The 14413-nt window shown below is 40.7% G+C and carries 14 protein-coding genes and 2 pseudogenes; 12 read left to right on the forward strand and 4 right to left on the reverse strand.

Translation table 11 applies throughout. The features are described from left to right. The first annotated feature begins 192 nt into the window (after window positions 1-192). The 4 genes from Q4Q54_RS03695 to Q4Q54_RS03710 all read left to right on the forward strand — a co-directional run bounded on the left by Q4Q54_RS03695 (window position 193) and on the right by Q4Q54_RS03710 (window position 2196). A complete protein-coding gene (locus Q4Q54_RS03695; RefSeq protein WP_263166208.1) occupies window positions 193-744 on the forward strand; it encodes a hypothetical protein in 552 nt (183 codons plus the stop codon). A gap of 96 nt (window positions 745-840) precedes the next feature. Then, the gene (locus tag Q4Q54_RS03700) at window positions 841-1137 is read left to right on the forward strand and encodes a hypothetical protein (protein ID WP_106650478.1); all 297 of its coding nucleotides are present in this window, start codon (window positions 841-843) and stop codon (window positions 1135-1137) included. Window positions 1138-1228: 91 nt separating this feature from the next. Continuing rightward, window positions 1229-1465, forward strand: a complete 237-nt coding sequence (locus Q4Q54_RS03705) for a hypothetical protein (protein ID WP_106650479.1) — start codon at window positions 1229-1231, stop codon at window positions 1463-1465. A gap of 113 nt (window positions 1466-1578) precedes the next feature. After that, window positions 1579-2196 carry a hypothetical protein gene (locus tag Q4Q54_RS03710; RefSeq protein ID WP_311987734.1) on the forward strand — a complete coding sequence of 206 codons (618 nt, stop codon included), beginning with the start codon at window positions 1579-1581 and terminating at the stop codon, window positions 2194-2196. An 81-nt stretch (window positions 2197-2277) separates the two neighbouring features. Here the strand turns inward: Q4Q54_RS03710 and Q4Q54_RS03715 are convergent. Together Q4Q54_RS03715 and Q4Q54_RS03720 are read right to left on the reverse strand one after the other, a co-directional pair. Beyond that, a pseudogene (locus Q4Q54_RS03715) lies at window positions 2278-2775 on the reverse strand (group II intron maturase-specific domain-containing protein); the annotation flags it as partial. Next, window positions 2736-2906: a hypothetical protein gene (locus Q4Q54_RS03720; RefSeq protein ID WP_311987735.1), complete on the reverse strand. Its 171-nt coding sequence runs from the start codon at window positions 2904-2906 to the stop codon at window positions 2736-2738. The gene Q4Q54_RS03720 and the pseudogene Q4Q54_RS03715, both read right to left, overlap by 40 nt. 352 nt (window positions 2907-3258) lie before the next feature. Between Q4Q54_RS03720 and Q4Q54_RS03725 the strand changes: the two genes are divergently transcribed. The 3 genes from Q4Q54_RS03725 (at window position 3259) to Q4Q54_RS03735 (ending at window position 5736) form a co-directional block, all read left to right on the forward strand. Beyond that, on the forward strand, window positions 3259-4215 hold the full coding sequence (locus Q4Q54_RS03725) for a Shedu immune nuclease family protein (protein WP_012089215.1): 957 nt from the start codon (window positions 3259-3261) through the stop codon (window positions 4213-4215). Between the two features lie 294 nt (window positions 4216-4509). Beyond that, window positions 4510-4875, forward strand: a complete 366-nt coding sequence (locus Q4Q54_RS03730) for a hypothetical protein (protein WP_219234175.1) — start codon at window positions 4510-4512, stop codon at window positions 4873-4875. 120 nt (window positions 4876-4995) lie between these two features. Then, window positions 4996-5736, forward strand: a complete 741-nt coding sequence (locus Q4Q54_RS03735; protein WP_311987736.1) for a PhzF family phenazine biosynthesis protein — start codon at window positions 4996-4998, stop codon at window positions 5734-5736. A gap of 147 nt (window positions 5737-5883) precedes the next feature. Here Q4Q54_RS03735 and Q4Q54_RS03740 read toward each other — a convergent pair whose 3' ends face one another. Next, window positions 5884-6312, reverse strand: coding sequence for a DUF6957 family protein (locus Q4Q54_RS03740; protein WP_311987737.1), 429 nt, complete (start codon window positions 6310-6312; stop codon window positions 5884-5886). Window positions 6313-6492: 180 nt separating this feature from the next. Between Q4Q54_RS03740 and Q4Q54_RS03745 the strand changes: the two are divergent. The 3 genes and pseudogenes from Q4Q54_RS03745 to Q4Q54_RS03755 all read left to right on the forward strand — a co-directional run. Then, window positions 6493-7014: pseudogene (locus Q4Q54_RS03745) on the forward strand (transposase); the annotation flags it as partial. Window positions 7015-7588: 574 nt separating this feature from the next. Next, window positions 7589-9967: a hypothetical protein gene (locus Q4Q54_RS03750; protein WP_311987738.1), complete on the forward strand. Its 2379-nt coding sequence runs from the start codon at window positions 7589-7591 to the stop codon at window positions 9965-9967. A 20-nt stretch (window positions 9968-9987) separates the two neighbouring features. Then, window positions 9988-11730, forward strand: a complete 1743-nt coding sequence (locus Q4Q54_RS03755) for a LeoA/HP0731 family dynamin-like GTPase (RefSeq protein WP_311987739.1) — start codon at window positions 9988-9990, stop codon at window positions 11728-11730. Window positions 11731-11888: 158 nt separating this feature from the next. Here Q4Q54_RS03755 and Q4Q54_RS03760 read toward each other — a convergent pair whose 3' ends face one another. After that, window positions 11889-12812, reverse strand: a complete 924-nt coding sequence (locus tag Q4Q54_RS03760) for an IS5 family transposase (protein WP_311987740.1) — start codon at window positions 12810-12812, stop codon at window positions 11889-11891. Between the two features lie 117 nt (window positions 12813-12929). Here Q4Q54_RS03760 and Q4Q54_RS03765 point away from each other — a divergent pair, with 117 nt between their 5' ends. After that, the gene (locus tag Q4Q54_RS03765; protein ID WP_311987741.1) at window positions 12930-13361 is read left to right on the forward strand and encodes a WYL domain-containing protein; all 432 of its coding nucleotides are present in this window, start codon (window positions 12930-12932) and stop codon (window positions 13359-13361) included. Window positions 13362-13509: 148 nt separating this feature from the next. Then, window positions 13510-14181, forward strand: coding sequence for a hypothetical protein (locus Q4Q54_RS03770; RefSeq protein WP_311987742.1), 672 nt, complete (start codon window positions 13510-13512; stop codon window positions 14179-14181). Window positions 14182-14413 lie beyond the last annotated feature (232 nt).

The following is a 14413-nucleotide window of genomic DNA, read 5'->3' on the forward strand; positions in this document are numbered from 1 at the left end:
GACCTTCCTACAGAGGACTTTCACCTCATTAGTTCATGCCCATGCTGGGCGTACACAAGGCGTAGCAACACGCCGCTGCGCGGCTGGACAGTTTGTAAGTCGCGCTTATGTGGTTTTGCTGCGCAAAAGTATTCCACAACGCACAGCTTACAAACTGCCGTTGTGCTTAACGTTAGTTTTTAGGTTAACCAAATGATACTTAGTGCAATTAACATTGCTAACCGAATAGTGGCTTTAGCGATCATTATTTTCCTTTTCGCTGGAGGTTATTTATCTATTTTTTCAGATGTCAGAGTTACCGTTGATAACTCATCAGGTACATGGATCTTCAGTTTGTATGTGTTTTTATTAGTGTTCGGGTTGTTTTCATTTGGTTGTATGTATTTTTTGAACAAAAGTCATTTTTCTGAAGTTCGAAGAAACTGGAAAGGCACATATTTGGTAGTTCTGCCGGTCGTATTTGCTGGCTGGTTAGCGACAGCTATATTCGGCGGCCTGCCGAAATTTTTGCATCCTTTTTATGCAAGTGACGGCACCACAGAGCTAACTGTCGTAGAAATGGAAAGTGTAATATTTAAAGGCCGATGTGCTCCGAGAGTTGTTGTAAAAGAAGTCACTTTTTTTATCAAACAACATATTTGTTTATCAGAGTCTGTTTACGGCAATCTTGAGTTAGGTTCGAAAATACGAGTTTTTGGGCAAATATCACCTTTTGGAATAGAGGTCGCGGCAATTGAAAACTAACAAGCGCCTCAAACATCGCGGTCTGCGGCCGCTGGAATCGCAACAAGTTGCTCGCTGTTAGGCGTGCGTTATGAGTTTTTGGTTAGGAGTTAACCCATGAATGATGAACAACTTTCAAGAACTCTTCAATCGGTTGGTCAGGCTTGTTTCGTGAGATTTTTTGGTGAGTTTTCGTCGAACACATTATCGCGCGAGGATATAGTCGAAAAGCTACGAGCAGAGACAGATTATACTGAGGGCTCTTGTATCTCTCGTACTGGCCACGCTCGAAGTATTATAAATGCAGGTCGTGCGGAAGCCGCCCTGAACATTATCATTTCGTCTGATTCACCTCGTGTTTCTGAGAAAACTCGCAAGGATGCACTGCAATGGATTCAAAAAATAATCTCATAACAAGGCGCATCACTCGCAGCCTGCGGCGGCTGGGATGCCAACCGCTGCGCGGTCGTCACCCGAGTGCTTTGCGTTAGGAGTCTTGAGTAACATGGAAATTGAAGGAAGAAAATATACCCTTGTTGTTACAAGCGCTAACGACTTCGATACACTTAGCTTGGAATGCACACTCGATAACGAATTAATAATCGAAGCAGAGCTAGTCAGTTATAAGGAAAAACAGGCAAAAATCCACTTCCATAAAAGTGGGCTTTCGCTAAAGGTGGTTGAGGCGTTCATCAATGAGGTCAATAAAGAGCTAATTCATGGCGGACAGAAAAACTCCTAACAAGTTGCTTAATTTCATTCCGGCCACAAACAGCGTGGCCTCCACTGGACTGCCTACGTTACGCTGCGGCAGCCAATTAGCAAAGCGTTAGTTTCTTACAATTAGGATTGCGTATGATTTTTAATTCAGGGCCATGTGTTTTAGAATCAGAAAAAGAGCGGAACCTCTATACAAAGTTCTTTGCTGGTTATTTTTTTAATGAATTTATTGATGGATACGACGAGCGTGTAGTGTGGATAAATAGCTACCTATCAAAAAAATTAAATAAAACAGTGTACTTGCAGTCTCCTTCAATCAGTTTTGATAATCATACCTATTTACTCGATATCGACTCTGACAGAGGGGAATTTGCGGATATTTTACTTCATGACCCAGTATCAAAGACAATGATCGCAATTGAAGCGAAATACCTAACTAATTGGTCTATAGAGAAAGACATTAAGAGTAATCTTAAAAGAATTAACGCTATTAGAGAAAGGTATTATAAATATACATTACACTTTTGCCTTTTAGTAAGTTCCACTAAATGGAAGTCAGCCATAAAAATGAAAAAGCACGAGAGTAGTAGTTACGCCTGTTTTATTAAGGACTTCAAAGATGATGTTGGCGTATTGTTTTGGGAAGATCTTGTTGAATATTGTGATTCAAAAACCGTTAAAAAATATATGGAATATAGGCTCAGTTTAGTTAATGCACCTGCTTCCCAAAGGTATGCAAATATCCAAAACTAATCGGGTAGCCGGAGGTATTTAGCCTCCAGCCCCCACACCACCCTGCATGCAGCTCTGCACAGGGCGGTTCATTTAGAACGCCTAACCTGTTTTCTGGTTCGGATAGTTAACCGCGATCCATCCATCTCTCAGTGAATACAATCCTGCTTTCTTAAGATACTCATTACTCAGCGCTTGCTGTATCCCTGGTGTTTTCGAGCTTCGCCACGGCCCTTTGCTTGTAATTCCACAAGCAACGGCCGCTTGGATCCTGACGCCACGTTTGAGTAAGTTTTGTACCTTAGTCCGTGGCTTTCGCCATTGACGCCAGTAGCACATACGTACTCGACGACGGATCCAGTGGTCTAAATCGACACACTCTTGGTAAGCGTTGGCTATGCCAAAGTAATTGATCCAGCCTTGCATGTATTGCCGCACTTTAAACAATTGATAGCTCATGCTCACGCCCCAATTGCGGTTTGTCAGTCGCCTTATCTTTTGTTTAAAGATGTGCAGTGTTTTGACATGCCACTGGATCTTTCCGCGGTTAAAGGTAAACCCTAGGAACTTGCTTTGTCGTACCTTAACCACTTGGCTTTGGTCATGCCATCGATACCAGCCGCGCCATTATTGGCTTTAACCTGACGCCAAGCTCGGTGTAAATTCTCAGGCTGAAGCAGTTGTTGGAATAAATCGCTGTTGAAGGCTGGTTGCTCATTTACAGTGGCCATTAGATCACGTGGTTTCGTCGTCTTGTCCCCTTACTTCGTGGGGGAGGCCCTGCCAACTCACCTCTAGCCTACGCCTCATATGATGTTCTTGTTCATCAGCTCGCAAATTTGCTAGCGGCTTCCTTCAAACCAATCATCAATGATAAGCCCTTGCCATTCGCTAGTAGTTAACGTTTAATAACAGGATGTTATTGAACGGTGATCTTCCTACAGAGGACTTTCACCTCATTAGTTCATGCCATGCTGGGCGTACACATCGCCATCAAAAACGCGCCCTTTGAGCGCTCGACTCGCAACAAGTTGCTCGCGTTTGTGGCGGGCGTTAGCAGCTATGAGTTAATTGAGAGGTATCATGGCACAAATTAAAGACAGATTAGTTAGGATAATTCGTGATAAACCTCGTGTTCTGACTAGAGCTATATTTTGGAAGATTCCGCACAACACTTCAGAAGATGAAGTGTTTTTGAAGCTTGGTAGATACAATAAACCAAAGAGTTGGCATGAGAGTGAAACTCTCGAGCTCGATAGCCCTAAAAGTGAACTAACACTAGACAGTGAAGAGTTTCACAATTTAATTGATTTTATTTCAAACAATTATGAACCTTTCAAGCAAGGTACTAGAGCTTTCTTGCCACTTGATAATCCGTATGATCTTTCCAATGCTGAGCAAATTAAACAGTTGTTGAATTTGCCAGACAAACGGGGAATGCTTGAGTTCCTTTTGGCAAATGAGGTAATCCCTGAAGATCTAGAGTTAGGTTTAGAGCATGCTCGAAAAGTCCGAGCGCTAGATGAATTCCAATACCTTTTAGAGTCGGACTTTACTGAAAACGTATGGCAAAACTGGTTTGAAAAAAATAGTTGGGTTCTTGGTAGTGACTTTGTCAAAGTTCTAGATGAGAGGGCTATAGATACCCACAATATTTCAGACTTTCTGATGGAAAGCTATGATGGTTTTCTGGATATTGTCGAAATAAAACGCCCTGAGGGAAGCCTTAAATTTTGGTCTACGGGACTTGACCACAATAACTATTATCCGCACTCTGACCTAATTAAAGCTATCACTCAATCCCAGAGTTACATTCATGAAGTTGAACTGGAAGCTAACAGCGTCAAGTTCATGGAAAGGGTAGGCTACGTTAAAACCATCAAGCCAAGGTGCACTTTAATTTACGGGCGCTCAAATGATTGGAATAAAGAGCAACAACAGGCATTTCGCGTACTCAATAGTAGTTACCATAACCTAACAATTATGACGTTTGATCATGTCTTAGAAAGGGCAAAGCGCATAATTGGGAAACGCGGCTAACAAAACAATAAACAACATTCGCTTCGCTTATTGGGCACGATTATGACAAACATAGAAATCAAATGTGCTAGCAATCGCAAAAATGGGTAACCGCTGGCTGCTTACACTAGAGTCTACAAATGAGTTTGCGTTAGGGTTCGGAGAAACACCAGACAACATTATGATGTATGGTTTTGTTTCGCCTGATGCAGTAGGCGAGTGGTGCGCGTAGTTATCACATAATAATCAAATATTATTGCCGGCAACCCGCTGCGCGGTTTTCCGCGCTAAATTTGGGCGTAATAGGACTTAAATATGAACGAGACAGAAGAGCCAATTATCGATAATTTCTTGAATGAGATATGCTTTTTATTCCCAGAAGTGAAACGCAAAATGGATTCGCACGATGTCTTTATGACCACTTCAAAAATGGAGGAGTTTGCAAATGCTACTACTCAGGCATTTTCTTCTGGCAATATTGCGTTAGCTCAAAGCTATCTAGATTACATAAATGAAAAATTACCCAATGCGCATCCAAAAGAGTTTGAGTTTATTGATGTGTATTATGTAGAACATTTGTTTTGGCAGGCTAGCCAGAAAACTAAAGAAATGGGCTGGCCTTTAGTGCCAACAAAGCTACAAAGTTTATATGTTGCATTTCATGGTAAACCTGCCCTATAACAAGTTGTAGCACATCGCCCTGTTGGGGCTTCGACTGGCGCCGCTTCGCGCCGACTGCACGTGTGCAAAGCGTTAAATTGCAGTCAAGGATGGTGGATTATCAACATAGAGATTTATGATGTGTTTACCGGCGAATCGGCTTTTGGCAATCCTTGTGGAGTGTTAGAGCTAAATAACTGGCTGTCTGATACTGAGTTGCATCAAATTACTCATGATGTTGGACTGCCAGTGACTTCGTTCATTACTAACGTCGACGGACAATTTCACATTCGCTGGTTTGCATTGGATGGTGAAATTAACCTTTGTGGTCACGGTAGTTTGGGAGCTGGTGCAGCGATCCTTTCTAAGTACCCATTGGAAAAAGTAGTTTTCAACAGTAAACACGGTGAGGTAGTGATTTCTAAAAGAAATGGCCTATATTCACTCGTATTGCCGAGCTGGGAAGGTAAGCCTTGTGCTGTTCCAGCAGAAATATCTGATTTGGCGATTGATGCCATTGATGTTTTTTCTACTCGAGATTTAGTCTTAGTTTTCCCCTCGGTAGAGACGGTAATGAATTTCCAGCCAGATTATAAGCACTTGAGAGAAATCAATGAATATCATGCTTTAATTGTGACGGCTGCAAATAGTAATAATGGTTATGTTCTAAGATACTTTGCTCCAAAAATTGGTATATCTGAAGATTTGGCAACAGGCTCAGCACAATGCTCTCTTGCACCGTATTGGTTTAAAAAATTTGGTTCAGACTCATTGAATGTGCGTCAACTTTCAATGTCCGGTGGTTATTTTGAAGTAGAGCGAGCAACTGAGAATTCAATAACAGTATTTGCTCAAGCAAAGCTGCGAGCTATTGCAATTTAACTAACGCTTCAAGAGGGACTGTCAACGCGTGGCGTTTCCTGTCCCATTGAGCCGCGGTGGTTACGGTTGCTGTGGTTTACTCTATATCATCATCGACTTTACTAGCAAGGTAGGTAGGCCCTTATTCAAGAGCCCATTTTGAGCGTATCAGTAGATTTGACTGAATAACTTAATTTTCTGACCAAACTCGTTGAGGGACAGGCGCTTACTGTTACCGCTCCCCACTAGAATGTAGAAGGTATTGTTCGTTTCAAAGATGCAGTTATGGTGAGTATGGACAACCATTGTGGTTCTGACCCATCCGCCACTGGGGAAACGGCCTTGGCCATCTTCAATTATGTGATTCGCCAGTACCAGCTCTTTAATAGGGTGAGTGCCAGGGGTGCCTTGTGGGACATCAATAATCCAAATGATCCACTCTGAAACGACGCACCAAGCTTTGAATGGTTGGATTGACTTACAATGCAATTTCATCTGTTCAATATCATCTATTCGACAACCATATGCGGTAGGGATGCCTTCAAGAGAGAACAGTTCTGCTGTTATTTCAGCTTGTTGAGCCAGTTTTTCTATCATGGGTTGCTCCTTAAATATTAAAGGCGCAAGTGCGTTTAAGCAGCTGATTTACGCTATAAACCGGACTGCATATCACGAACATTGCAACAACCCTATTTTAGTTTAGATGTTCAATACGATTCTGCCAGTAGACATCATTAAAATTAACTTACCGAAATATCAATTTTCGGTGAAAGCTTTTCCAGCGATTATCGGGCCAAGCTGTTACGGTCACTGCGACAACGTAAACTGGCTATCCCTGTGGTGAAACCTTAGTTAATGGCAAATTCGTGTTGTGTTTACAACAAAGCATGTCTGAGCCGCGCCGAAACCGTGGTTGAATACTTTGGGCGTGATACCCGTAGAGTCATGCTGCATCAGTCAAGAATTGCAGAAGTGATCGCAGAAGATGTCAGTTTTCAATCGTGACGGTCTGCAGCATAAGCAAATACCGCTAAGCTGTGATGAGTTTATTCGCCGCTATTTAATTCTTGTGTTGCCCAAAGGCTGATGCGAATGAGGCATTTGGGTTTTCTTGCCAACGCTTGCAGCCACAAAAAATCAGCGCTGATCTAGCGGTAATTGGCAAACCGCAGGCGACATTGGCGAATCCTTTGTTAAGGAAAACTGTTCGTAGTCAAGCCCGCAATGCCAGTTTGGCCACTTGTAGTTTATTGAGCAGATATGGTAACAGGATTAGTGATGATAAATAGCCAAGGTTAGCCAGTACGCGTGTCAGGATAACCACGCCTTAAAGATGTAGCGGAATGAACGATAGCGAAAAGCAGTTAGCTTTGTGAGCTTAAACCTATGATGGATGTGGTACGAGTGTTAACCAGAAGGTGGGCCTCAATGGTGCCAATCAAGGTCAATAACAAGTCAAAAATGAGCCTAAAAGAATGATAAAGCTGAAATAATATCAAGTGATTACCCTCAAAACTTTGTAAAAAACCACTACCGCAAAAAAGCAAATTCCTATAGCATCATTTATACAAATTCACAGGGATGTGGCTTCGGCCAAGTCTAACAACCGATTTATGCCCAGAAGGAGAAAAGAGATGAAAATGGATGCATCTGAATTAATAGTGTTCTTCCTATGATGTTTTTGTTCATCAGTTCGCAGCTTTGCGTCCGGTATCCTTCAGACATTACCTCTCGGAGTTGTCCCTACCGTTCGCTAGTAGTTAACACTTAACAACAATAATTATAAATAGCTAAGGATGATGACCTTCTTATAGAGGACTCTCACCCAATTAGCTCATGTCCATGCTGGACGTACACAAATAAAAGGAATGCCATGAGCGAACAATCTAATCAAATCTATGAATCAATTCAGATACAGATTCAAACTGTTATCCAAAGTTTATCGGAACAACAGTGTCAAGGTCGTTTGGCAGAAGACATTTCTGGAGCGATGGAGAATTTGAGTCTGCTCAATGAACGGCTCCAAAATGAATTGAATAAGCTAAAAGAAAGCAGTGAATGGAAACGCTTTACCATTGCTTTCTATGGAGAAACTAATGCTGGCAAATCTAGCTTGATTGAAGCTTTACGCTTACAACTGGGGGAAAAAACTAAGCAAGAAAGCCAGCGAAAGTTTAAAGAAATTCAGCAACAGTTCGGTCTAACCCAAGAAAAATTTGACGAAGTGCGGGATGTGATTATGGATACGGAAAAGACTCTTGAGGCTGTTAATCAAGAGCTTGCTACATTATCGCAAAAATATGCTGCACAAATCATACAGGCTGAATTAGCGGTTAGCCAAGCGGAAAACAAATCTATGCAGGAAGCTGCTGAATTAGCCATGCAGCACAACAAGGTTATACGAGAGTTTGAATCCGAAACTCTCAAGCTGAATGAGCTGCTGCAAAAAATTAGAGCTGAACGAAATTGGTGGCAAAAAATCACCTCATATATTTTTGAATCCCCAGAAAAAAAACAGTTGGCAGAAATTAAATATCATGTTGCAAAAGTAAAAAAACAGCAGCAAATTGAACATAACGCTCTTATCGCTCACCATCAGACACTGAAACAGTTGGCAGATATCGCTCTTACTGAACTTCAGGCGCAAAAAAAACAGGAACAAACCCTAATTGCCAAAAGGAAACAAGAATTACAGGAAGTACAACGAAAAGCTGAAACTGAAAGGAACCGTTTAGATAACGAAGCGAATAAACTGGCTGAATTTGCTGATGGACAAATTATTGGTGATGGTCGCTCCGACTTTACCCGTACGAATACCGCTTTTGATTTTGATTTAGGTGGACAGCAATTCTCTTTAATCGATGTTCCTGGTATCGAAGGTGATGAAACTGTTGTCAGTAAACCAATTGAAGAGGCCGTACGCAAAGCACACGCTGTATTTTACGTAACACGCACAGCACGCCCGCCGCAGACTAATGATGGGAACACAAGTAATGCAAAAGGTACTTTGGAAAAAATCAAAGCGCATTTGGGGGCGCAAAGCGAGGTATGGTCAATATACAACCATCCAGCCAACAGCCCACGCCAATTGACTTCACCACTATTGAATGAAGACAACCGCAATAGTCTGGCTGCAATGGATGCGAAGCTAAAAACAGAATTGAAAGAGCAATACTGCGGAAGTTTAGTCATTAGTGCGCGCCCCGCTTATCTAGCGCTGACTGAATGTATTGTACCCGGTAGCAAAGACGCTACCGAACAGCGGAAATTTTTAGAAAAATTTACAAATTCTCAGGCTATTTTATTATTAAGTGGCCTAACTGAGTTCGTCACTTGCTTAAAAACAAATATTATTGACGACTATCGAAATAAAATTCTTAGGTCGAATTTAAATAAAGCTTATAAAGCTCTTTACAACTCTTTAAGTGAAATGGAAAAGCTACAAGCCGAATTTACCAATCTGGAAAAAAATGTAAAAAGTGAAGTTTCTAATTCTAAATCACAAATTAATGTTTGTTTAGAAGAATTCACAGGGAGTTTACATGCAGCAGGCAGCAAAGTCAGATGTAAGTTTCACGACCAAGTGCAGAAACGTATTTACGATGAGATTGAAGGAGATATAAGTCATGATGAATTCAAACGAAGTTTAAAAAATACTCTAAATAAAAATGCAGAGAATATTCAAGTAACACTGAAACAATTAATTGAAAATGAAGCTGATGCTTTGGGTGATAAAATCAAGAGTATAATTAAACGCTCAAGTCACCATTTAAAAAACATTGTTACAGCACAAAATAATAATTTCGATTTTCAGAAAAGTTTTAAAATTAACATTAATATGGATAATGGTCTAAAATTGAGCGGATTGGTTGCAGGTGGTATAAGTGCAGCTCTTGGGGTCGCCTTCTTAGTTAGTAATCCCGTGGGGTGGACAGTAGCATTTGTTGGAGGTGTTCTGGCTCTTGTTGGTTCGGTAGTAGGTATAGTTAAATCTGTTTGGGGCTTTTTTGATTCCGACTACAAAAAATCCCAGCAAAGAAAAGAAACAGATAAAGTCCTACGTGAGGCGAATAAAAACATCGAAAATGAAATCAATACAATCATCACACAAATAAAACAGGAAATGTTTGTCGAAATGGGAAAAATACAAAAAGAATTAGAAGCTCCAGTTAAACAATGTATTGATATCAATACCTCACTGAAACAGGCTAATACCGAATTAACCGCCATCGCCAGCAATATAAAATCTTAAACTAAAAAGAGGACATTATTATGAGTAATACTGTAGTTGAATTTAAACATCAACAGCAGCAAACCCTTCAGGTGCTGCAAAAACTAGCAGGTTTTATAGAAAAGGGGCGGGTTTTTGGACTGAATCCTGATATAGCTTTGATGGATAAGCTAGCAACAGCCCTCAAAAACGCTGAAGAAAAGATATTAAAAGTAGCTCTGATTGGCGGATTTTCTGAAGGTAAAACATCCATTGCTGCAGCTTGGCTGGAACGTTTAAACAAAAGCATGAATATTAGCCAGCAGGAATCGTCCAACGAGGTACAAGTATATCGTTTGGATAACGATATCGAGTTAATTGATACACCAGGATTATTCGGCTTTAAAGAGCAAATCAATAGCGCAGGTGAAATTGAAAAATATAAAGAAATTACCAAAAAATATGTAAGTGAAGCACACTTAGTGCTGTATGTAATGAACTCGGTTAATCCAGTCAAAGAAAGCCATCAAGATGACTTAGCTTGGTTATTTCGTGATTTAAGCTTGTTGCCGCGAACAGTTTTTGTTTTAAGTCGCTTTGATGAAGTTGCAGATATAGAAGACGATTGGGATTACCGTCAAAATCTAAAGGTAAAAAAAGATAATGTTATTAACCGCTTGGAAAATTTAATTGACTTGACCGAGCAAGAAGTAGAGCATATAAAAGTCGTTGGTGTATCAGCTAATCCGTTTGGTGAAGGCACATCTTACTGGTTGGAGCATTTAGACGAATTTAAGAAAATTTCCCGCATCACTACCTTACAAGAAGCCACCCTCCAAACCATCACACAAAACGGAGGGGCTACACCGATTGTATTAGAAGCACAAAAAAGTATGATTCAAGATGTATTGGGTAGGCAAATGCCTATAGTAAGGCAGCAACAAGCTTTATTAGACAGTGAGCTACTTAAGTTATCAGATACAACCAAACACTTAAATAACGAACTTGCACCAATGGTTGCTAAAATTGCCAACGTTCGCGTGGAATTAATGGCGTTTGTTAGTAATCATTTCACTTCACTTATTCGTCAAGTTAAAGGTACGGACTTAACAACGTTTACCGATTTTTATGAAAGTGAAATTGGTGCAGAGGGTATTGTATTAAATACAGAAATCGAAAAAGAGTTTAGTCGTCAATGCCAGTCTGTATCTAGCAGTTTACATCGTATCAGCTTGGATTTTGACAATGAAATGAGTCGCTTTGAAACATCAGTAGGAGCTGATTTAGCTACTAAAGGTATTTCTAGCCTGAAAAATGTCAAATTAAATAATACACATATTCTAGCTGCAAGGGATGGTATTGTTTCCGCGGGTAAAATGGTAGGTATGGATTTGGCTAAATACATGAAATTCAAACCGTGGGGGGCCGTTAATTTTGCCGCTAAAGCGAATGCAATATTTGCAGTATTAGGTCTCGCTATGGAGGCTTTCGATAGCTATAAAAAAGCTACAGCCGAAGCCGAATTCAGAGAAATGGTGACACAGATTGTCTCAATGCTAGAAGAACAACGAAAAGGTCTATTAGGTTCTTTAAATCAGGAAGATTTTATTAATCAGCTTTTCCCTGTCTATAAACAATTGAGAGAAAATCTCGATATTGTTTTGCGTGCGAACGCAGAAACCGCTAGCCGTAAGAAATCCTTTGATGAATGGCAAAATGAGGGAGTAAATATTGAAGGTAAATATCGTATTGTCACAGAAAATAATTATTATTTTTCAGAGGTTAAAACAGATAATGCCGTCTGAAAGTTTTTAATGGTATAAAATGCCACCCATGTTGGCTGTTCGTTTTTTTGCCTGATACTGATACTCAAAGAGTATCAGTTTTCGTTTGCACACCACTGGAGCCAGGCTTTGTTTCCTAAATTGAGTCAGCGAACAAAACTCTCATCATTGTTCAAATATCAAGCTACATAGTGGGTTTCAGGCATACCTAGCCCAGTAAGCTTGTTCAAAGCCCTAATCATCGCGTAAGCTTCTCCCAGCTGAGCGTTATAATTCCGCATGCTCAACGTGCCTCCTAGCAGTTGTTTTATCCTGTGCATAGCGGTTTCTGAGATTGAACGGCGATGATAGCCATACCGTTTTTTCCACTGCTTATTTGAGCCATGAAGCTGTTGCCAACTGACGGCTAAGTTTCGTGGATGCCCTTGTTCCCATAGCGCAGCACCTTCCCTAGGTGGAATGAGCACTAAAGCGCGTTTTCGACGAACGGCTTCGTGACAGGCTTTCATGTCGTAAGCACCATCACCCGAGATATTGCGGATTTTTCGATGGGTTTGCTTAAGTAAATTGGGCATCACTTCAGCGTCTGTTACGCCTGATAAACTGAGTTCTGCGGCAATAATTTCATGGCTATGTGTATCTACGGCAATATGCAGTTTACGCCACACTCTGCGCTTTCCATCTGTGCCATGTTTCTTCACTTTCCACTCACCTTCGCCATAGACCTTCAAGCCTGTTGAGTCGATAGCTAAGTGCTCAATGGCGCCGCGAGTCTTGGTTTTAAAAGCAATATTGACCGTTTTCGCGCATTTACGGATGCAGGTGTAATGCGGGCGAGATAATGGGATGTCACCCAGTTTAAACACCGAATTGATAAAGCCCTGTAAGGCTCTCAGTGGCATAGAGAAAATACGCTTAACCATCAACGCAGTGGTAATGGCTAAGTCGCTAAACACTTGAGGGCGACCTTTCTTGGGCTGCTCGACCTTGGCTTTCCACTTAGTAATTGCATCCTCATCAATCCAAAAGGTAAGTGAACCGCGGTTGATTAAGGCTTGGTTGTATTGCTTCCAGTTGGTTGTTTTATAGCGAGGTTTTGACAAGGTTGATGGGTAAGTTGATAGGCGATGCCGATCAGATCAGCGGCTACGGTTTTAGTTCAACCTATTTAGGAAACAAAGCCGATAAAGGGATTAAAAGTATAGAACTATTGTGGAGACGTGCTTTACCTGATTGCTCAAGATATAACAAAAGGGCATGAGAATGCCGCCGTAAAGCGCTTCGTAATGCACCGTTTTCAAACGGTAAAACGTACCTACGAGCAAGGTATTCGTCCAGCTGACTTCAATTTACAACAATACATACAAGACGGTGCAATGCACTTCTCTAACGGCGAAACCCTAAAGCTTAAAGCTAAGGTCACCGCAGAGTTAGCATTTCATCTAACCGAAAGCCCTATGTCTGACGATATGGTATTAATACCTTTAGACGAACATTTTTATGAACTGACAGCAACAGTGCACAATAGTTGGCAATTGAACTGGTGGTTAAAAGGACAGGGCGCCAATATAGCGGTACTCGAACCGCAATCACTTCGAACTCAACTTAGTGACAACTTGCGTAAGGCGCTTGAAGCTTATGGATCACAGTGAAATATGTGTACATTATAAACATTAAAAGAGTTAAACTTAATTTAATTCAATCTGTTAGGGTCACATCTTAGCCGTTGAATGTTGCAAGGCTTATTGTTTAACAGTGCAACACCAAAATTTAAAGCATTTATCTAGTAATGGAGTAGAGATGAAAAACAAAACAGCTTTGATTGTTTTAGAGCGCCCTTGGGGCACGAATACTAGCGATAATAATAGGGCAAGTGTACTGCCATTTTTTCATGGACTGCAGCAGTTGAATGGTGATTTTGATGTATTTCATGCTCAGTTCTATGAAAGAAAAAGCTTTGAGATGGCTCTTAATGACATGATGGAACTCAAATATAGCCAATTCTATATTTATATCGCATGCCATGGCAGTGGTAAGCGCCTTGAAGGATTGAATTTATCAACGGCTATGTTCGCTATCCATGAAAAAGCACAAACAAATAATATTGTCGGCGTAGTGATCGGAGCCTGTGAAATTGGTAAAAATGTTTCTCATTTACAAGCGTATTCTGAAGGTTCATCAATAGTTTGGCAGTTTGGCTACAAATGTTCGGTTAATTGGCTAGATGGTACATTATTAGATGTGAAAATTTTTGATGAATTGCTCAGGCTAAAGCCTAAAGCATTCAATGAATCTGAAAATATTGTCCAAGCCTTTGCGGAAGTGCTAGAAGATTTCAAACCCGAGGCTTCGATTGGTTATGATAGAAATGGTAACCCCATGCCCTTAAAAGACTCGCTTACATTAGTTGTACAGTCAAAAGGACAGGGGAAACAAGCTAAGGATCATAGCTCAGAACTCTTTAATATTTAGATTAGCCACACTTCTATGTATTAAGCGGCTAAATGTCATTAGCCGCTTTAAGTAAGGATTAGTTTCATATCCTCCTCATCACATTCTCACTTAAAATACGGCCATTTTTCTGGTTTTAAAGCAACTTGGCTGGTATCTTACAAGCCGACATTTTTGTACTTTTGTATTTGAAAAGGTTGATGTTTGTATGAAGCTTAACATTTAGCGAAAAACGCTGAAAAAGGCATCAACA

The organism is Shewanella sp. SP2S2-4, from assembly GCF_031932025.1.
GTDB classification, from domain to species: Bacteria; Pseudomonadota; Gammaproteobacteria; order Enterobacterales; family Shewanellaceae; genus Shewanella; species Shewanella baltica.